Source organism: Nostoc sp. EspVER01, assembly GCF_034530635.1.
GTDB lineage: Bacteria > Cyanobacteriota > Cyanobacteriia > Cyanobacteriales > Nostocaceae > Nostoc.
This window is the reverse complement of the sequence record NZ_JAVRCS010000003.1, coordinates 214,084-234,538: the sequence shown is the minus strand read 5'-3', so window position 1 is coordinate 234,538 and position 20,455 is coordinate 214,084. Positions and strand designations below refer to the sequence as shown.

Genomic DNA, 20,455 nt, shown 5'->3' with positions numbered 1-20,455 from the left:
AAACGGTAGAGCAATTAATACTCTACCGTTTTCTAATTTTCTATTTGAGATTTAAATCTCAAACCCTAAATCTTACTCAACACCTTGGGGTAACAATTCCCGACGCTGTTGAGAACTAACTTGCACAACGCCATTTTCATCCACATCAACAAGGGCTGTATCGCCATCTTTGATACGACCAGACAGAATTTCTTCTGCTAGGCTATCTTCTAACAGGCGCATAATTGCCCGACGTAATGGCCTTGCGCCGTAGCTGGGACTGTAACCTTCTTGGATCAAACGATCCTTGAAGCGGTCTGTGACTTCTAAGGTGATACCCTTTTCCGTCAGACGACCAAATACTTCCTTGAGCATAATTTCGGCGATTTGGGTCACTTCCGGCTTGTTCAACTGACGGAAGACGATAATTTCATCGAGTCGGTTGAGGAACTCTGGACGGAAGTACTGTTTGAGTTCTTCGTTGACCAAAGAGCGAATCCGGTTGTAAGTTGACTCGCTGGCATCTTCGGAGAATTCAAAGCCGATACCGCTACCGCCTTTTTCAATTACCTTAGAACCAATATTGGAAGTTAAAATCAGCAAGGTGTTTTTGAAGTCTACCGTGCGACCTTTGGCATCAGTTAACCGACCGTCTTCCAAAATTTGCAGCAGCATGTTGAAGACATCGGGGTGGGCTTTTTCGATTTCGTCGAATAACACCACGGTGTAAGGACGCCGCCGCACGGCTTCGGTTAGCTGACCACCTTCGTTATAGCCAACATAACCTGGAGGGGAACCAATCAGCTTGCTGACGGTGTGACGCTCCATGTATTCGGACATATCTAAGCGGATCATCGCTTCTTCGGAACCGAAGAAGTAAGCAGCTAAGGATTTCGCCAACTCGGTTTTACCTACACCAGTAGGCCCAGAGAAGACAAAGCTAGCTATGGGTCGGTTGGGATTTTTCAAACCAACACGAGCGCGACGAATTGCTCGTGAAACTGCTTTCACAGCTTCATCTTGACCAATTAAACGCTGATGCAAGGTGTCTTCCATGTGCAGCAGCTTTTCAGATTCAGATTCGGTGAGTTTGTTCACCGGTACTCCAGTCCAGGAAGCGACAATGTGAGCAATGTCTTCTTCTGTAACTACAGGTTCTTCACCTTCTGTGCCAGTTGCATTGGTCTTGCTTTGAGCGATCGCTCGGATTTCGGCTTTGATTTCCATTTCGCGATCGCGCAATTCTCCAGCTTTGTCAAAGTCTTGAGAGCGCACCGCGTCATCTTTTTCTTTTAATATCTGACGCAGTTCTTTATCTAACTCTTTGGCTGCGGGTGGCAGCTGGGAATTAATCAAGCGCACTCTAGAACCAGCTTCATCAACTAAGTCGATGGCTTTATCTGGGAGGAAGCGATCGCTAATGTAACGATCTGACAATTTCGCCGCCGCTACCAATGCTTCGTCGGAGATTTTCAGTTTGTGGTGTTGCTCGTAGCGTTCGCGCAAACCATATAAAATTTCAATTGTTTCATCAACTGTAGGTTCACCAACCATTACTGGCTGGAAACGTCGCTCTAGCGCTGCATCTCGCTCGATGTGCTTCCGGTATTCATCTAGGGTTGTAGCACCGATGCACTGCAACTCACCTCTGGCCAAAGCTGGCTTGAGGATATTCGCTGCGTCAATAGCACCTTCGGCTGCACCTGCACCAATTAAGGTGTGTACCTCATCAATCACGAGAATGACATTACCCGCCGAGCGGATTTCATCCATGATTTTTTTCAAGCGTTCTTCAAATTCACCCCGGTACTTGGTTCCTGCTACGAGCAAACCAATATCTAAAGTGACGACGCGTTTATCTTCGAGGATGTCAGGGACATCTTTGGTGGCAATGCGTGAAGCTAAACCTTCAGCGATCGCAGTTTTACCAACCCCTGGTTCCCCAATCAGCACTGGGTTATTTTTGGTTCGGCGACCCAATATCTGAATCACTCGCTCAATTTCCTTGGCGCGTCCCACCACTGGATCGAGCTTATTGTCAATCGCCATCTGGGTCAGGTTTGAACCAAATTCATCCAGAGTCGGGGTTTTTGTGCGCCCAGATGAACCGCCTGGTGAAACTTCGGCAGTTTCTCCCAACATCCGAATGACTTGGGTTCTTACCTTAGATAGATCCACACCGAGGTTTTCTAGCACCCTGGCTGCGACGCCTTCCCCTTCGCGGATTAGGCCCAACAGCAGATGCTCGGTGCCAATGTAGTTATGCCCCAGTTGGCGTGCTTCTTCCAAGGAAAGTTCTAAAACTCGCTTCGCCCGTGGCGTAAACGGAATTTCCACGGCAACAAAGCCCGATCCCCGTCCTATAATTTTTTCAACTTCAATTCGGGCATCTTTGAGATTGACGCCCATTGATTTCAGCACCTTAGCAGCCACTCCAGTGCCTTCGCCAATCAGACCCAGGAGGATCTGCTCGGTTCCGACAAAGTTGTGACCTAAACGGCGGGCCTCTTCTTGGGCCAGCATGATTACCTTAATGGCTTTTTCTGTGAAGCGCTCAAACATGGCTTTATCCCATCATCTGCGGTCGTGCCGGTATGCTGATTTTAGCACAGGCAAAGCTTTTGGATGCCTGTATAACAGATTATAGACATCCTGAACCTATGACTTGAGTTGATGGGCTAATTGTTAACTATTGACTACTTTTATCTTGCTAGTGTACTGAGGAGCTTTAGTTCACCAGCTTTTTTGGGATTTATTATAAATACTTGACTGTTTAAATTAGGGTTTCTTGACTCAATCCCAAACACTTATACTTAACATATATTTTTATTAATATCAAGCAAAAATAGTTTATATATGTTTTATTTATTTAAATATTTTTTTAGATAAAATATTTAAATAAATAATAGTGCGGCAAAGTTGCATTTTTTTGCTGAAGCCGATCGCAAGCCCCAATAGATCAAAATTAATAATGCCCAACTACTTAAAAAGCAAATGCCAAGAGGATTTGTCCAAGCGATCGCTGACAATAGAATACCATTGGTCTAAAGTTGCTTTAAATTTGCGGTGTTGTAAATCTGGAAGCCAAAGGATTAAAGCATCCTCATCGTTATCTTGGTAGTAACGCCGCCGCCGCCCTGCTGTTTTGAAGCCAAATTTTTGATATAAAGATATTGCCGCCAAGTTGGAAGCTCGGACTTCGAGGGTAGCTCGTTCCATTTTGCGATCGCAAGCTGTCTTAATGAGTGAATATAGTAAAGCCGCACCCATTCCTTGGCGGTGATATTGAGGATGAACCGCCAAAATTGTAATGTGAGCTTCATCTAAAATTGACCAAAAGCAACCCATTCCTAGCAAACTTGTGCTGGAGGAGGGGGAAAATAAACCGAGTAAATCGCTGTTGGGACTATCCAATTCTCGTTTGTAGCCGTCTGGAGTCCAAAGTCCACCAAAACAAGCTTGATCGAGTTCCAGAATAGCACTGAGATTTTCTAATGTCAGTAATTTAATTTCTAAGTCTAATGAGATCACATTTGTTGAATAAGATTACAAACCCTTTGTAAACTGGGAATCGGGAGACAAACTCAAAGCCCGTAATTTGAACAAGGAAAATTTTTATAGTTATGGTATCGACTCACCCCACTGGGGTTCAACATTCTGGAAGTCAATATTTACCTCAAAGGCACGACACCAAGGCAAATCCATCGCCTAATCAGGAACTTTTACCCTTAACTGCCAGAGTCCATAATCATGACTCCCTGGAAATTGGTGGGTGTGATGTCACAACCCTAGTTGAGCAGTTTGGTTCACCTTTATATATTTTAGATGAAGAAACCCTGCGTTCGGGTTGTCAGCAATACCGAGATGCTTTCAAGCAATACTACAAGGGCGAATCTCAAGTATTGTACGCCTCAAAAGCTTGGAATTGTCTAGCAGTTTGTGCGATCGCGGCATCAGAGGGTTTAGGAATTGATGTTGCATCAGGCGGTGAACTTTACACCGCGCTGCAAGCAGGTGTCAATCCTGAGAAAATCTATCTTCATAACAACAATAAATCTCGTGAAGAACTGATTTTTGCCACTGAAGTCGGTTGCACTATTGTGGTGGATAACTGGCACGAGTTACGCACTTTGGTAGAAATTGTTGAGAGGGCAAATTCCCCCTCCGTACAGCCTCGATTCCTGTTGCGTCTGACCCCAGGTATTGAATGTCACACACATGAATATATCCGCACGGGGCAACTAGATAGTAAATTTGGCTTTGATCCAAATGAGTTAGAGGAATTATTTACTTTTGTCAGCAAACAGTCTTTCCTTAACTGCGTAGGGTTACATGCTCATATTGGTTCCCAAATTTTTGAGCGCCAACCGCATCGAGATTTAGCAGCTTTGATGGTGCAGTGGTTACGAGAAGCGGCGAAGTATGGGTTAAATTTTACAGAGTTAAATGTCGGTGGTGGTTTAGGGATTAAGTATATAGAATCAGACGATCCCCCTAGCATTGAAGAGTGGGTGAAGCCGATTTGTGAAGTGATCCAAGAAGCTTGTGCAGCCGAAAATTTACCTTTGCCAAAATTATTGTGTGAACCAGGGCGATCGCTAATTGCTACAGCTTGCGTCACTGCCTATACTATTGGTTCATCCAAAGTTATCCCAGAAATTCGTACCTACGTAGCGATCGATGGGGGAATGTCTGATAATCCCCGCCCGATTACTTACCAATCAGTTTATCGGGCAGTCGTTGCTAATAAAATGTCTTCTCCTTTAACCCAAACAGTCACAATTGCTGGTAAACATTGTGAATCAGGAGATATTCTGATTCATAACGCTCTACTCCCAAAGACTGAACCAGGGGATATTCTCGTAGTTATGGGAACTGGTGCGTACAATTACAGTATGGCATCTAACTACAATCGCTTGCCCCGATCGGCAGCTGTTGTTGTGGCGAATGGCGAAGCAAATTTAATTTTGCAACGTGAAACTTATCAAGACTTAATTCGACAAGATCGCTTACCAGAAAGACTGAAAAATCAAGAGTTAGGAGTTAATAGTTAGAAGTTAGGAGTTGTGAATTTTAAGTTATGAGTTAGTAGTTGTGAACTTTAAGTTTTTTCATAACTCATAACTCATAACTCCTAACTCCTAACTCCTAACTCCCAATCGTAATTAGAGGCAAAAGTTTAATCCAGATGTCATGAGAGATTGGTGGAAGCAATGGCTGACAAACCTAGGATGGTCACAGTCCTTGCTACTTGGGACTCTGGATATTGTGTTGGTGCTGGCGCTGACTTACATGATACTAGTTATCATTAGTGAGCGCCGGACACTATGGATGGTGCGGGGATTCATTATCTTAATGCTAGCCTCGGCACTAAGTGGCAGATTAGGACTACCTCTGCTAAGTTTTGTATTAGAAAAATTGGTAATTGGTTGTGCTGTGGCGATGGCAGTTGCTCTACAGTCAGAGTTTCGGCGATTTTTGGAGCAATTGGGACGTGGCGAATTCCGCCAGCTATTTCAACCCGATCGGCTGGCAATCCCTAAATCTGATAGTGTAATTGATGAAATTGTTGAGGCTGTTAAAGAATTGTCAAAAAACCGCATTGGAGCTTTACTAATTGTGGAAACCACAGGGCCAATTGATGAGCGAGATTTTTCTGTGCCAGGAGTAAAGCTAAATGCGGAAGTTTCTAAAGAACTGATCCAGACAATTTTCCAGCCGAAAACCTTGTTACACGATGGGGCAACACTGATTCGTGGATCACGAATAGTGTCATCGGGTATAATTTTGCCACTTTCGGGACGCACAGCCTCGCGCCAGTTGGGAACACGCCACCGGGCGGCAATGGGAATTACTGAGCGGGTCGAAAATTGCATTTGTGTCGTTGTCTCTGAAGAAACGGGTTCTATTTCCTTAGCGGAACGGGGAACCCTAAATAGACCGCTGACGATTCGGAAACTGAAAGAGTCATTAGATGCCCTTTTGTCTCCAAACGTGGATAGGGAAGCTGTTGCTCCTGGTCTGTTGAGTTTTGTTCGTCGGATAAGTGGCAAGACACTAGCACTGGTTTCACGTTTACTCAGATTACCATCGACCGCTTCTCGAGATAAAAAATGACAGCACAACAAACTAAACTGCAAGATTTACCTACTGATTTAAAACGAGAACTATTGCCGCAGCACGTGGCGGTAATTATGGATGGTAATGGTCGATGGGCTAAACGTCAGGGTCTACCCCGAATTATGGGTCATAAACGAGGAGTAGATGCTCTTAAGGATTTACTTCGCTGTTGTCAGGATTGGGGAATTCAGGCGTTGACAGCTTATGCTTTTTCAACGGAGAACTGGAAAAGACCGCAAGAAGAAGTAGATTTTTTGATGACTCTATTTCAAAGAGTTTTGCGCCAAGAACTGCGCGAAATGGTCGAAGAGAATGTTCAAATTAAGTTTGTAGGGAATTTGCAAGACCTGCCGCGATCGCTCCAACAAGAAATTTCCCGTTCAATGGAAGAAACTAAGAATAATCGCGGTATCCGGTTTTCGGTAGCAACTAATTATGGCGGACGGCAGGAAATTTTACAAGCTTGTCAGGCGATCGCAAAGCAAGTCCAGCAAGGTATGCTCCAACCCCATGAAATTAATGAACAGGTATTTGAGAGCCACTTGTACACAGCCGGAATTACTGACCCAGATTTGTTAATTCGCACCAGTGGGGAAATGCGTCTCTCAAATTTTCTTCTCTGGCAAATGGCTTATGGAGAAATTTATATTACCGATGCTCTCTGGCCCGATTTTGACCGTGCCGAATTTCACCGCGCCTTGTGTGCCTACCAACAACGGGAGCGGCGATTTGGGAAAGTCTAAATCTGTTTACGCAATTATGACTATATAACAATACATAATTAGTATAAAAAAGCAATTAAATAAGCTCAACTATTTTTCGGTCGTCGCAGTTTCTTGGAATTCATTGGGCCGAGAATTTGATTCAGGCTACGCAATTGCTCTGCTGTACCCATACCAATTAGCCGGTCTCCTGGCATTAAAATCGTATCGCCAGTGGGACCGCCGATTAAAGTCCCATCAACACGGCGAATTGCGAGAACCAATGCCCCAGATTGCGATCGCAATCTCGCCTTTTGCAAACTTTGACCCACAAAAGGACAAAAAGCCGGGTCGAGTAAAAATTCTTCCATATACAACTGGCGATCTGCACCTGTCAAAATCCCATCTACAAAGTCCAAAACCTGGGGTCTGAGTGCCGCAGCAGCCATGCGCTTCCCGCCAGTAATATAGGGGGATATCACTTCATCTGCACCCCCCCGTCGTAACTTCTGCAAAGCTTCTTCTGTGCTTGCCCGTGCGATCACCCGAATCCCCGAATTCAGTGTTTTAGCTGATAATACAATGTATAAATTTTCAGCATCAGAAGGAAGGGCTGCAACGATGCAAACCGCCCGTTCAATACCAACTTTCAAAAGTGTGTCATCTAATGTAGCATCACCTTGGTAGGCTGTGTAACCTTCAGACTGCGCCCTTTGTACTGATTCAATCTCCGAATCAATCACTACAAAAGGTGCCTCTTCTGCCCGAAATTCCTTGGCAATTTGGCGACCAGTCCGACTAAATCCACAGATGATGTAATGTTCTGTCAGGGATTCCATTAACCGCCTCTGTTGCTGTAGCCGAATTCCTTGTTGAAAGTAGCCTTGAATGATCGCTTCTGTAAATCTGTTGACAATGTAACCGATATTGACTACACCCAACAAAATTAGGGCAATTGTAAATAATCGTCCTCGGCTACCGAGTGGGTGCGTCTCTCCATATCCCACAGTGGCTAAAGTGATGACTGTCATGTAAGCTGCATCTTCCCATGACCAGCCCTCCACTAGCCAATACCACAAAGTGCCAATGAAGAAAACACCGCCAAGAGCGATCGCCCCAGCCATCAACTCTTTTTGGATACGTTGATATTTTTGCTCAAGTGTTGAGAATGAGTTAAAAATAGTACTTTTAGCCTACTTTTTCTAGTTTTCTACTAACTTTAAAGTTATCTATACTAATAGTCCAATAACTCAGGACTACTTACCTTTTTTCTTATCTAGTGCTTCTTGGATAGCGCGTCTACAGAATTCTGGAGGGTCTTCTTGTGCTTTCGCCTCTTCTTTTTGAAGGGGTGATAGATGAAATGAATTCACCCACAGATGAGCAAGCAGCACTTATCAAAATAACATTGGAAGGTAGGAGAATGGCTTACTCTGATCGGTTTGACCAAGAGAACCTGCTGAATTTGTACAAAGCTAAGATGCACTTTGAAATGTTTGTTGGGCTACTGAGCCAGTAACATTTTCAATTTATCGCTAAACTCCCTTCATCGCAGAGGGGAGTTTTTTGTACTTATCTCTTATACGTCTGAAGTTGTTCAAGTAATAGTCCAAAAACTAAACAGAACCCTTCTTGATGTAAAGGGGTTTCAAATGTGAGACTTTAAAGCTATGAGAGCGCTTCCAAAGCAGGAAAGCTAAGAAAAGTGGGTTAAGTAGGAAAAGCACGTAGTTTTGTATAAATACTTTACTAGCTTGTTGATATGCAGTAATCTGATGTACTGAACACAGAATTATATATTTTTAGAGAAACTCATGGCTGATATCAAAATCGCTGATTTACACAAAATTGATGCAAAAGCCCCACTGATGGAAGAACTGTCCGAGGAGGTAATGAGGGCAGTGATGGGAGGAGCAGGAGATGGAATACAGAACGATTTTGCGGGGACGGGGTTTATGTTCAGTGTAGGCAACCTTATCGTGAGCGGTGGGAGCAGAGTGAAGTTGTTTAACCAGAATTCTGATAACGCAGCAGATCCAAATAGTACACAATAGTACACAACTTCTTTCATAAAAGTAATTAATAGTTTTGAAAATAATAGTTTAAAAACTAATACCTTTTGGGAGCTTTCCTAGAGGGTATTAACTATGATGGAGTGATTTCACTTGAGCGATGCTACAGCTTTCCGACACACAGCAAGGGTAATTTCTTCATGTACCCTAGCACCGTTAAAACCCCAGGTTCAACAGCAGTTGACGAGTGAAGTATGTACATCCGTAAGAAAACCCTGGACTCTATGCAAGACTTGCGGTGCCTAAGTTGGGCTGCGCCTATGCAAATTGCCTGTCGCTCATACTCTTGCTCAAGCGTTGAGTAAAAAGTTTTTTTTCACCACCGCCGTGCGTTCGAGGTTATATAAGCGTTAGCCTAAGAAGAAGTACGAGTTGTGCTAAATAAAAAGTATTTTTTAGGGATTTCTAGGAAACTAGTAAATAACTATATAATGAAAAACTTTCAGGAGGAGCGGTAGTGAGCCTACAAACTCTCGTTGACCAAGCCACCATCCCCCCAGATTCAGGGTCAGCATCTAGTCCCTTTGATACAGATAGCTTTAATGAAGCTGTGATGTCTACCTACGCTCGGTTTCCCTTAGCCCTAGAACGGGGTGCTGGATGTCGGGTTTGGGATACACAGGGGCGGGAATATCTGGACTTTGTAGCGGGAATTGCTACTTGTACTTTAGGACATGCCCACCCAGCGATGGTAGAGGCGGTAACACGCCAAATCCAAAAGCTGCACCATGTCTCTAATTTGTATTACATTCCTGAGCAAGGTGAATTGGCAAAATGGCTTGTCGATCGTTCCTGTGCCGATCGCGTATTTTTCTGCAACTCTGGTGCTGAAGCTAACGAAGCCGCAATTAAACTGGCGCGGAAATATGCCCACACAGTATTAGACATTGAAAAACCGATTATTTTAACCGCCAATGCCAGTTTCCACGGACGGACTTTGGCAACGATTACCGCCACTGCACAACCGAAGTATCAAAAATATTTTGATCCTTTGGTTCCTGGGTTCCACTACGTAAATTACAACGATATTAACGCTGTGGAAGTGGCGATTAGCGAGTTGGATGAAGGCGATTATCGGGTAGCGGCGATTCTGATTGAGCCATTGCAGGGAGAAGGCGGTGTACGTCCAGGAGATGTTGCCTATTTCAAAAAGCTCCGACAGATTTGTGATGAAACTGGCATTTTGTTGATTTTCGACGAAGTGCAAGTTGGTATGGGGCGTAGCGGCAAATTATGGGCTTACGAACATCTTGGCGTTGAACCGGATATTTTCACCAGTGCTAAAGGCTTGGGTGGCGGTATCCCCATCGGTGCAATGATGAGCAAAAAATTCTGCGATGTTTTTCAACCAGGAGAACACGCTAGCACCTTTGGCGGTAATCCTTTTGTGTGTGGTGTAGCACTCAGTGTTTGTCAGACATTGGAACGAGAAAATATTTTGCAGAATGTGCAAGATAGGGGTGAACAGTTGCGATCTGGATTGAAGGCGATCGCGGCAAAATATCCTCAGCACATTAGCGAAGTTCGGGGTTGGGGTTTAATCAACGGTTTGGAGTTACGAGCCGACATCGAGATAACCGCAGCCGATGTCGTCAATGCTGCCATCAAGGAAGGTGTATTGCTAGTACCAGCCGGGCCAAAAGTAATCCGGTTTGTGCCACCGTTAATTGTTACAGAGGCGGAAGTCAACACCGCCTTGCAAGCTGTGGACAAGGCGATCGCAATTCTCACCAAATAGAATATTGTTTTTTATGTAGAGACGTTGCATTGCAACGTCTCTTTTTCATTCCGGGGAAATTTCTCGATAAGCTTGCCGACACTGCTCATAATTGTCTGGTAAAATCTCGGCATTACCAAAACATAATTGCTCGTGAGTGGTAATTAAAGTTTCATAGGGCTGTATGGGAGTCACAGACGATCGCAGCAATTGCAGATATTCTCCATCGGTACGGCTAAGTTTGTGGGGTGCGATCGCATTTTTATCCAACTGCTGCAACATCGCTAAATAAACACAACGGCAAGCCTCACGGTAATTACCTTGACGATAAAATTCTTGCGATCGCTCCAATAAAAGGGCAATAGATGACTCATTAGAGCGATTTTTGACGCGAAAATCAGTGAAATTGCTACTTCTATTTAGCCAAGAATATATGTAGGGACTGAATTCTCGCCATAATCGCCAACCCACCCACGCTATAAATAATCCCAGTACCAGCCAAAACAGGAATTTCAGCAATTCACTAAGCCTTGGACTAATTGACCATCCAGTAGGCAATTCTGGTAAAGCCCGTTCAAAGCGGTAAAACTGGTATTCCCACCATTCACCTGCTTGTTGTTGGAATTGAGACAACTGCCAACTCCAGCTAGTTTTTTCAAAAGTATCTGTCATAGAGGAGAGTGGGGAGCGGATGAGTAATGAGTAATGAGTAATGAGTAATGAGTAATGAGTAATGAGTTGGAGCAGGGGGACAAGGAGGAATTATTGAACAAGTCTCTCCCAAGTCTTCCCCCTCTTCCTTGTCTACCTTTGTCTCTTCTGCATACCCAATGCCCAATGCCCAATGACCAATGACTAATGACTAATGACTCTTGACTCTTTTTTTATCATTAGCCAGCCGATGAGAACAAGTAGCGCACCGAATGCCAGAAATCCTAAGTCCCAAGCTAACTCATTTGGGCCTGGTTTAACATGATGGACACCGAGAATTTGGTGGTCAATTAAACCTTCAACCAAGTCGAACAATCCACCACCAATCAGTATCGATCCAATAAAGGTCTGTGATGACCAAGGAACATCATCACGTCTTCCAGCACGCCATAGTAACACAAGTCCAGTTGCGGTGAATACCCAATCCAAGGTATGAAAGAACCCATCCCATACCATGTTCAAATCTATATTCGCCCTGTTTGTCAGAGGTCTAATGTTACTGAGCATGTGATGCCACTGGAGGATTTGATGCAGCAAAATTCCATCAATAAACCCTCCAAGACCCACACCAAGAAAAATTCCAGCAGTAATTAGTGGTGCGCGTCGGTTGAGGTTTTCACTTTTCGCCTCCATTGTCAACCTCATAGATAGGCTTTTTTACCAAAATACAACTCTTTTGAGAGAAATATCTTCTATCTTGAGGCCAGTGCGATCGCTCAACTTAAATTAATCAATCTTCAAACTTAATCTGCACACCCGCTTTCACCGGGTCGAAATCTTGGGGAAAATGGGTGTTGCGATCGCAGTCTGCTTTTTCCAGGTTTGCTCCTTTGAGAGCGGCTTGGCGGAGATTCGCTGACATCAATAATGCTCCCCTAAGATCGGCATCCTTCAGATTAGCTTGACTAAGATCGGCAAAGCTCAAATCAGTTCCCCTCAAATTAGCGCTACTCAGGTTAGCTTCACTCAGGTCAGCATAACTCAGGTCAGATCCTTTCAAGTTAATACCTTGCAAATCAGCATTACCCAGTTCTGCTTTACTAAAGTTCCGTTTTCCTGCTGCATAACTCTCCACGAGAGTAGCGGCACTATTTATAGGCTGTTGAAAATTGACTTCAGGCATATAACAGCGTCACAGATTGCTCGTTATTACTTTCATCTTCCCTTTTTAATTACGAATTACAAATTAGTAATTATTTGGCCATCCTTGTTAAATGTAATACATTAGCTCCTTCTGTTCTCGGATCGATCTTCTTTCACAAAGGTCTTGGAGTGTATATTTTTCCAAAACGGAGTTAGCAGCTTGACGTGCTTCTTGCCAAACTTCCTGAATTAGCTCACCTTCTACCGTGTTGGGAGTCGGCTCAGAAGGAGAGACAACAATATCTGATCCTTCCATGCAGCTAAAAGCATCCAACACTGTAATCTTTCCAGGATCTCGTGCCAGAACATAGCCACCTTTGGCTCCGCGTATACTCTTAATTAAACCTCCACGTCTTAATGTCGCTAGGAGTTGTTCTAAATAGCGGTTTGGGATATCTTGCAAGGCCGCTATTTCTCGAATTTGTAGGGCTTCACCGTTAGGGTAGCAGGTTGCTAACTCTAACAGGGCTAGAAGTGCGTATTCTGATTTGTTAGAGATTACCACAGGCGTAATATTTTAAGCTCATATTTAAAGATACAAAGTCTTTGAATTCGTTTCCCTAAGCTACTGCAAAGAAAAACTTTACAATCAACTCATTGTTGACCGGCTAACTCTACTTTAAAGACCTTCCAGCATACAAGCAATTACTTTTTTTTCTAAATTCAATAAATAAAAGTGATTGATTAGCTATACATGGAAATTTATTGAAAATGGCAGAATGACTGTAAAGGTAGTTCCCGTACCGATCGCACTTTCAACTGTCATCTCGCCGCCATGTAAATCTACAGCCTGCTTGACGATGGACATCCCCAATCCCATTCCTGGGATATTGGCTGTATTACTGGCGCGATGGAAGGGTTCAAAGATGTGTTCAATGTCAGCAGCGGGAATGCCAATACCAGAGTCTTGAGTCTGGAATATAGCTTGCTCGTTGGCAGTGGTTACAGAAAACCTAACTGTACTGCCAATGGGAGAGTATTTTAGACAATTTGAGAATAAATTACTTAAGATTTGGCGCAGTAGTTTGGCGTCTAAATTAGCTGATGTACATGGGCACTCACTACTAAAAACGATCGCATGTTGTGAGCGATCGCTCTGTTGTAATTCTTCTAATAAATCGCGGCAAAATTCCACTAAATTTATGGGTGTTGGATTAAAGTCTAACTTGCCTGTTTCATCCTGACTCAGTACTAATAAATCATTCAACAACTGGGTTATATGCATCACGGATGCTTGAATACGACGCAGGTGGATCTGTTGTCGCTCCTCGCTCCAGAGGTGGCGATAATGTTCTAGTAGTTCCGCAGAAGAGTGGATGGTAGCCAAAGGGGTGCGAAACTCATGGGAAGTGATGGTGAGCAAGCGGGATTTAAGTTCGCTAAACTCCCTTTCTTTGGCAAGTGCTTGTCGCATCGCCTCTTCTGCCCATTGCAGCTTGGCTTGGGTTCGCTTGCTTTCGCTAATATCCCGCAATAGCCAGTGCAGACTAACTAACTCACTAGATTGATTACGGACAGCAGCAACCTTAACCGCAGCCATAATAGGTGTTTTGTCATGCGGCCGCAGGGTTACTTCCCACTCTTGCATTTTCCAGTCTGGGAATTGGGTGCGATCGCGCAGATGAGTTAGTTTCAAATGAAAAGCAATTACTTCTTTCTCAAGCACAAAAATCCCTATGGATTTACCCAACAACAAACTTTTGGAAATGTTAAGCAGAGTGGTGGCGGCTGAGTTAGCTTCCTGAATTATCCCTTTTGTATCAGTCACAAAATAAGCGTCTGGTACTTCCTCAAATAATTCTTGGTAGCGTTGACCTTCTGCTACCAAAGCCTGTTGAGTTTTGGATAATTCTTCATTCTGCTGCTTTAAATCTTCATTCACTAGTTGGAGTTCTTCCAAAGCTAGGTAAACTTCTTGGAATACTGGGGTAACGAGTTGAATATCTGCTTGTGCTTCTTGCTGTTCACTTTGGCGTTGCAAGAGGGCGACGCGCTTACGCATGTTCTCTATCTGCAAAGCTAAATCGTCCAAATTCACGCTCTTGCTCCTAATTTCTAAAGTGGGGTTTTGTTTTAGATTCCCTACTTAGACGATCTTAGCTTTTGGAGTTTAGCAGTTATCAGCAATTTCAGTGTAGTTTTAGGTAGTTTTAGTTTTTTGGGGTGATTAGGACTTAATACAATACTTGTCGGGTTTTGGGGAAAGGGGGAAAGGTTAAAGGGTAATGTTAATTCTATCCCTTTCCCCTTTTCCCCTTACCCTTTACCCAACTTCTGCAAGAAGTCTAATGTTTTCGTTTGGAAATGTTATTCAATTGCTCTCTAAGGTCAGCCCATTTAATATCTTCTAGGCTGGGTAAAACAATATGAGCGGCTCCAACTCGCTCAACAGGGCCGAGTCCTACTGCCCACATCCCAGCAGCTAGAGCAGCTTCGACACCGGCTGCGGCATCTTCTACAACCACAGATTGCGCTGGTTCGATTCCTAGCTGCTTGGCTGCGTACAGAAATAAATCGGGTGCTGGCTTGGGTTCTTGTACGCTGTAACCATCAGCGATCGCATCTACTTTGTCCACAATGCCCAATCGCTCTAACACTGGGCGGGCATTTTTACTCGCTGAACCAATACCGATCTTAATATCAGCTTGCCGCAATTCATCCAATAGAGCGATCGCACCTGGCAACAAATCCTGGGGTGTCATGTTTTGGATCAATTCGACATAGTAGCGATTCTTACGCTCCATCATCTCCTCGATTTGTGCTTCCGAATACGGTCTATCCCCAACAATCAGCATCAGGGAAGCACGACGGGATACACCCCGCAAGGCTTCATTAGCTTCCCGATTAAATGGTATACCCTCTTCATCAGCTAGCTTCTGCCAAGCTAGATAGTGAAGTTCTGCTGTATCTGTTAGCACACCATCTAAATCGAAGATGAATCCTTGGATGTTGGGCATGGGAGATGGGGCATCGGGCACAAGAGGCAGAGGTGCAGAGGAGCAGAGGGGCAGAGGGGAAAAACTTACTCCAACTTCTCCCCCGCTCCCCTGCTCCCCTACTCCCCTGCTCCCCGGCTCATTTGTCCCCAGTTCCTCATGCAAATCGAAGTCATGCCATTTCCCACGCCAGTGCAGTTTAAACTTTAGGCGCGTCCAGCCAGGGGGTAGGTGGGGGTTGGCTACAGGGCCATTTTCATTTAATTGGATGCCGCCGAATCCAAAAACTACAGCTTGCCAAATCCCACCAGCACTAGCGCCGTGAATTCCATCGTTGGTATTACCTCGGTTATCTTCAAGATCCACCATTAACGCCCGCATAAATTGTTCGTAAGCTTCAGTTGATTTGCCCAAATCGGAAGCTAAAATGGCTTGAACTGCTGGCCCAAGGGACGAACCATAAGTAATATCAGTGCGGGGTGCGTAGTAGTCCCAGTTTGTCTGCAATGCTTTTTCGTTGTAGGGAAAATCTGCTGATTCCCGCATTAAATATAGGAGCATTAATACGTCTGGCTGTTTGAGTACTTGAGATTTGTTGGTTTTATCAATACCCAAGATCGGTTGCATGGAGCGATCGCGTGGTTCATAATCTGCTAAGTTGATATCTTCCAATTGGAAAAATCCCTCGCACTGCTCGATTAGTCCTGTTGATGGGTCATAGAAAAACAATATTTTGGCGATGATATCTTGCCAGTGCGTTCGCTCCTCTGGGGTCAGCTTTAGTTTCTGTTCTAGTTCGATGGCTCGTTCGGGGAATTTGTCAGCCAACCAATCATAGACGGCGATCGCTTTTTCTAAATGCCATTGCGCCATCCGGTTTGTAAAGGCGTTGTTGTGGACTAATTCATGGTATTCATCCGCTCCGATTACTCCTCGAATTTCATACTGTTCGCGCTCAGAATTGAATTCGACTCGGCTACTCCAAAAAATGGCGGCATCCAAAATCACCTCTGCACCGCACTTTTGCATCCAGTCATCATCACCAGTGGCTTGCCAGTAATTCCAAATTGCATAGGGGATATCTGCATTGATATGAATTTCGCGATCGCGGCACCAAATCCGCACGTCTTCACCATAAAAATCACTACCAATAGCCCAACGCGGTGTTACTTCATCTCCGGTATCAGCACTTTCCCAGGCAAACATAGCCCCTCTATAGCCGTAATGGACTGCCTTACGTCTAGCTCCTGGTAAGGTGTGCCAACGGTAACTGAGTAAATTGCGAGCGATCGCTGGTTGAGTAAACAGAAATAGGGGTTGCATAAAAATTTCTGTATCCCAAAAAATATGACCGCGATAGCCAAACCCCGAAAGGGTTTTAGCAGGAATGCTCACCCTATCATCATCCCGTGGGGCAGCAATCAGCAGTTGAAACAGATTGTAGCGAACAGCAAAAGTAGCTATGCTATCCCCCTCAATCAGGATGTCACTTTGCTGCCAAACCTCATCCCATGCTTGCTCATTGGCTTTTAGTAATGTTGCATAATCTGGCAGTTGTGCGAGTTTTTCTTGAGCTGCTGGAACTGGTGCTTCAATCTCCCGTGAGGTAAAAACTGTCACAAGTTTTTCCACCGTCACAGTCTGCTGTGCTTTAGCCAAGAAGGTCGTACTCAAGGTAGGATAACCAGGTGCGGTATTAACTTGCAAAGATGCTTCAGTGCCTAATATTGTCACCTTAGCTGCCATACCGAGTTCAATTCGAGAGTTGCGCGTGCGGCGTTGCAACCAGATTCCTTGGTTAGTCTTGCCCTGATCTAATTCTTCCCAGTGATTGAAACCCTGATTTTCGGGATAGCCATTGATGCTAGCTTGAACTTCGATTAACCCCTCAAAATCTATTGGTGTTAAATGGCAGCGTAGCGCCAACACGTGCGGATCTGCAAGACTAGCAAAGCGTTCAAAGCTGATATCTATGGTGTTTCCATTGGGAGAGCGCCAACGCACGGCCCGAATCAGTAGTCCTTGGCGTAAATCAAGCTGGCGATCGTAGCTCAATATCTCACCTTGATCGAGACGGAAGCGATCGCCATTTACAATCACTATCAAGGGTAGCCAGTCAGGGCAATTTACTAGTTCAGTGTATACCACAGGCACATCATCATAGACACCGTGGATAAAAGTAGCTGGCAATGCATGAGGATAACCTTCCTCAAAACTGCCTCTTGTTCCTAGGTATCCGTTGCCGATTGTAAAGACGGTTTCTTTGGAGTGCAATTGCTCAGAGTCAAACTGGGTTTCGATTAATATCCAGTCTGTGTAGATAAAATGGCGAGAACGACCTTTTGTTTGCATAAATTGGAGATTGGGGAATTGGGCATTGGGCATTGGGAATGGGGCATTGGGCGTTAGGAGTGCTGAGTAATGAGTTAGGAGTAATGAGTTAGGAGTTAGGAGTTATTCTCCCCCTGCTCCCCTGCTTCCCTGCTCCAACTCATTACTCATTACTCATTACTCATTACTCATCTGCTCTTCCACTCCCCATTCCCTGATGCTTTTCCAAAATCTTTTCGACTCTGGGTTTATAAATGAGATGAAATAAGGTTTCCATGTAGCGATCTCTAGCTTCGTTATTTTCGGGAGCAACAAAGTTCCAAAAACTAAACATTTTCGCAAGCAGTAGTAATTGATTGCTATGTAAATGCCAATTGTATTTGTGATGAATTCGTTGACTCATCCATTCGGAAACTTCGTACCAGTATTCAGCATGAGAATCGCATTGTTCAAGGAAGTCTAAAATTTTCGTTGCTGTTCCTTCTAAATCTGTAGGATTAACATTAAATTGGTTTTCTTTGTTCTCGATAATTTCTAAAGAACCGCCAAATTGAGTAGCAAAAGTTGGCAAGCCAGAAATCATCGCTTCCAAAATACTCCGACCAAAGGATTCAAAAAGGGCAAAATGGACATAAATTCCCTGAGAATCGGCAACTACTCGGTAGGCTTCGCCGATCTCCTTGCTAGGGACACGCATTCCCACCCAGCGAATCTTGCCATCGAGATTATATTGATCGATAATGTCGTGGAGTTTTTGAATTTCTTCTGCTTCTTCTGGGTTGCTAGCTTCGTGTAAATGCAGTTTAGTAGTTAAGAGAATCAGGTTACAACGCTCTTGCAATGCCTGACTTTTACCAAAACATTCAGCTAGACCAGTGAAGTTTTTGATTGAATTGATAGTATCAAGAGCAAAGATTGGTCGATTATTGGGGCATTCTAAATGACCAAGAATTTGTGGATCTTCGCGGGTAAAAAGTAAGTCGTGGACTTCTGTACAAAGTTTAGAATCTCGGTTTTCTTTTTGGCTGTAGGGAAAGAAAATATTTTCATTTACTCCCGGCGGCACTAAGTTAAATTTAGGACTAAACAAATCAATGCCATCAACTACATGATACAACTGTGGCATCGTAAACCACTTATATGACTCATATTGACCTATAGTGTCGGGCGTGCCAACAATTTCTTGATAGGACGATGTGATGATAAAGTCAGCTGCATTCATGCTAATCAAATCTGCGGTGAATTGTGCCGAGAAATGATATTTATCTTCTAAATCTTGCCAATATAAATTGCTAAATAGATATTTAGGCTTTTCCAAAGAATGGGCAATGTTACACTGGGTGACTTTCATGCGGCGAGATAGCAGAAAGGCCACTAAGTTACCGTCGCTGTAATTGCCAACAACTAAATTAGGCTTGCCTTGGAAATGAGCTAGTAATTCTCTTTCTGCATCTACAGCAAATTGCTCTAAATAGGGCCAAATATCAAATTTAGAAATCCAATTATTCGTAATTTCTGGATTGAATTCACCAAAAGGAACGCGCAATATCCAAGCATTTTCGGTATCTTGGACTTTTTCTAAGGGCAGGTTACAAAATGTGCCTTCACAGTTAGGAATTAATCGAGTCAGAATAATTACATGGGGTTTAATGCCTAGTTGGTCGAGTCCAGCGAGTTTGATTTGTTCGCGTAGTTCGTTTTCTAGACTGCGAGCTTGTTCGAGGACGTAGATAACTTGACCGAGTGTTTCATCTCTTCCCAAAACATCTTCCTGTCCCACCCAGCCGTGGACGGAAACAAGGACGACGCGAAAGACGGCGGGGACGCGGGCTACAAATGTTTCTAAAATGCCGGGTTCTGGGGAGTAAATAAGTCGATCGAGAAGTTCTAAAGTTTCGGAGACTCGCGCCGCAGTGTTACCCCAACCCGGCTCAAAGCCGAGTTCTTGGAGGTCAAAGCGGAATTTTTCATAAGGTTCATCAGGCGATCGCTCACTCAGGAATTTGAGCGCTAGCTTAATTTGTTTGGCTAACTCGATACCGGAAGAAATGCGATCGCTCAACAATAGGCGAATACCATTGCATTGCAGCCTATGTAATGCTTTAAATAACATTTCTACCCAATATTCAGAGTCAGTCAACAATTGATTGCACAGGTAACGATTGAGAAAGGCTAAACCTTGACCAATATTTCTCGCGTCGTCAATTCTTGGAGAACTCTCATAGAAGGGGTGGAGGTCGATTTCCAGAATATGGGGTTGGTAGCGGTTGACTAGACGATCTCTCACATCTAACAGGGCTTGAGGCGTCATCTGCTCGAACCTGCTAAAATCGGCTGTCAGTTGCCAAACTTCTTGATTAGCAATCCTCGGTCGAATCACGAACCAAGTACTTTCCTCTTCGAGAATTATTTCGTGGGTATATTGTATTAGTTTGCCAACAGAAGAAGAGTAGTAAAAATAAGCTGGCTTTTGGGATTGATGACAGTAATCAGCAAAAGCTTGCAAAATCTCGTTTCTTAGGAAGTAATGCTTACCTGAAATACTCAACGCATAAATCAACTGATGTAGAGCAGTTTTTTCATCACCGTTGGAGAGAGCTTGAACTAGTTCATACATGATGACGAATTCCAGAAATTTAGCTAGGTAACTACCTCATTTTTCTTTCCAGTTTTCGGTTTGCTGAGGTATATTCCCCAAATGATCGTAAATTACTATAAAAATTTTCGCGTCTAGCTCTGGGATGA

16 protein-coding genes are annotated in these 20,455 nt (G+C 44.0%); 6 read left to right on the top strand and 10 right to left on the bottom strand.

The window, feature by feature from the left end:
* Positions 1-72 precede the first annotated feature (72 nt).
* Together RMX69_RS04565 and rimI are read right to left on the bottom strand one after the other, a co-directional pair.
* The gene (locus tag RMX69_RS04565) at positions 73-2,541 is read right to left on the bottom strand and encodes an ATP-dependent Clp protease ATP-binding subunit (RefSeq protein WP_196511734.1); all 2,469 of its coding nucleotides are present in this window, start codon (positions 2,539-2,541) and stop codon (positions 73-75) included.
* Positions 2,542-2,958: 417 nt separating this feature from the next.
* On the bottom strand, positions 2,959-3,510 hold the full coding sequence (gene rimI, locus RMX69_RS04560; protein ID WP_289795704.1) for a ribosomal protein S18-alanine N-acetyltransferase: 552 nt from the start codon (positions 3,508-3,510) through the stop codon (positions 2,959-2,961).
* A gap of 92 nt (positions 3,511-3,602) precedes the next feature.
* On the opposite strand from rimI, the gene lysA reads away from it, so the two are divergent.
* From lysA to RMX69_RS04545, 3 genes are all read left to right on the top strand, one after another.
* The gene (gene lysA / locus RMX69_RS04555) at positions 3,603-5,033 is read left to right on the top strand and encodes a diaminopimelate decarboxylase (RefSeq protein WP_289795703.1); all 1,431 of its coding nucleotides are present in this window, start codon (positions 3,603-3,605) and stop codon (positions 5,031-5,033) included.
* 139 nt (positions 5,034-5,172) lie between these two features.
* Positions 5,173-6,096 (top strand): diadenylate cyclase CdaA, encoded by a 924-nt coding sequence (cdaA, locus tag RMX69_RS04550; RefSeq protein WP_289795702.1) that lies wholly within the window; start codon positions 5,173-5,175, stop codon positions 6,094-6,096.
* Positions 6,093-6,842 (top strand): isoprenyl transferase, encoded by a 750-nt coding sequence (locus RMX69_RS04545; RefSeq protein ID WP_322636647.1) that lies wholly within the window; start codon positions 6,093-6,095, stop codon positions 6,840-6,842. The genes cdaA and RMX69_RS04545 overlap by 4 nt, the downstream gene beginning before the upstream one ends.
* 65 nt (positions 6,843-6,907) lie before the next feature.
* Here the strand turns inward: RMX69_RS04545 and RMX69_RS04540 are convergent, their stop codons facing one another.
* Positions 6,908-7,924, bottom strand: coding sequence for a potassium channel family protein (locus tag RMX69_RS04540; protein WP_322636646.1), 1,017 nt, complete (start codon positions 7,922-7,924; stop codon positions 6,908-6,910).
* A 239-nt stretch (positions 7,925-8,163) separates the two neighbouring features.
* On the opposite strand from RMX69_RS04540, the gene RMX69_RS04535 reads away from it, so the two are divergent.
* The 3 genes from RMX69_RS04535 to RMX69_RS04525 all read left to right on the top strand — a co-directional run bounded on the left by RMX69_RS04535 (position 8,164) and on the right by RMX69_RS04525 (position 10,610).
* The gene (locus RMX69_RS04535; protein WP_322636645.1) at positions 8,164-8,319 is read left to right on the top strand and encodes a hypothetical protein; all 156 of its coding nucleotides are present in this window, start codon (positions 8,164-8,166) and stop codon (positions 8,317-8,319) included.
* Positions 8,320-8,614: 295 nt separating this feature from the next.
* Entirely contained in the window at positions 8,615-8,854 is a 240-nt protein-coding gene (locus RMX69_RS04530; protein WP_322636644.1) for a hypothetical protein, read from the top strand.
* A gap of 475 nt (positions 8,855-9,329) precedes the next feature.
* On the top strand, positions 9,330-10,610 hold the full coding sequence (locus tag RMX69_RS04525; protein ID WP_322636643.1) for an aspartate aminotransferase family protein: 1,281 nt from the start codon (positions 9,330-9,332) through the stop codon (positions 10,608-10,610).
* Between the two features lie 45 nt (positions 10,611-10,655).
* Here the strand turns inward: RMX69_RS04525 and RMX69_RS04520 are convergent, their stop codons facing one another.
* The 7 genes from RMX69_RS04520 to RMX69_RS04490 all read right to left on the bottom strand — a co-directional run bounded on the left by RMX69_RS04520 (position 10,656) and on the right by RMX69_RS04490 (position 20,327).
* On the bottom strand, positions 10,656-11,261 hold the full coding sequence (locus tag RMX69_RS04520; RefSeq protein WP_289795698.1) for a DUF4129 domain-containing protein: 606 nt from the start codon (positions 11,259-11,261) through the stop codon (positions 10,656-10,658).
* A gap of 183 nt (positions 11,262-11,444) precedes the next feature.
* Positions 11,445-11,933 (bottom strand): DUF2243 domain-containing protein, encoded by a 489-nt coding sequence (locus RMX69_RS04515; protein WP_289799923.1) that lies wholly within the window; start codon positions 11,931-11,933, stop codon positions 11,445-11,447.
* Between the two features lie 97 nt (positions 11,934-12,030).
* On the bottom strand, positions 12,031-12,423 hold the full coding sequence (locus RMX69_RS04510) for a pentapeptide repeat-containing protein (RefSeq protein ID WP_322636642.1): 393 nt from the start codon (positions 12,421-12,423) through the stop codon (positions 12,031-12,033).
* A gap of 87 nt (positions 12,424-12,510) precedes the next feature.
* The gene (locus RMX69_RS04505; RefSeq protein WP_289795696.1) at positions 12,511-12,948 is read right to left on the bottom strand and encodes an RrF2 family transcriptional regulator; all 438 of its coding nucleotides are present in this window, start codon (positions 12,946-12,948) and stop codon (positions 12,511-12,513) included.
* A gap of 183 nt (positions 12,949-13,131) precedes the next feature.
* Positions 13,132-14,481: an ATP-binding protein gene (locus tag RMX69_RS04500; protein ID WP_322636641.1), complete on the bottom strand. Its 1,350-nt coding sequence runs from the start codon at positions 14,479-14,481 to the stop codon at positions 13,132-13,134.
* 247 nt (positions 14,482-14,728) lie between these two features.
* Positions 14,729-17,731 (bottom strand): beta-phosphoglucomutase, encoded by a 3,003-nt coding sequence (gene pgmB, locus RMX69_RS04495; RefSeq protein ID WP_322636670.1) that lies wholly within the window; start codon positions 17,729-17,731, stop codon positions 14,729-14,731.
* Positions 17,732-17,894: 163 nt separating this feature from the next.
* Positions 17,895-20,327 (bottom strand): sucrose synthase, encoded by a 2,433-nt coding sequence (locus RMX69_RS04490; protein WP_322636640.1) that lies wholly within the window; start codon positions 20,325-20,327, stop codon positions 17,895-17,897.
* Positions 20,328-20,455 lie beyond the last annotated feature (128 nt).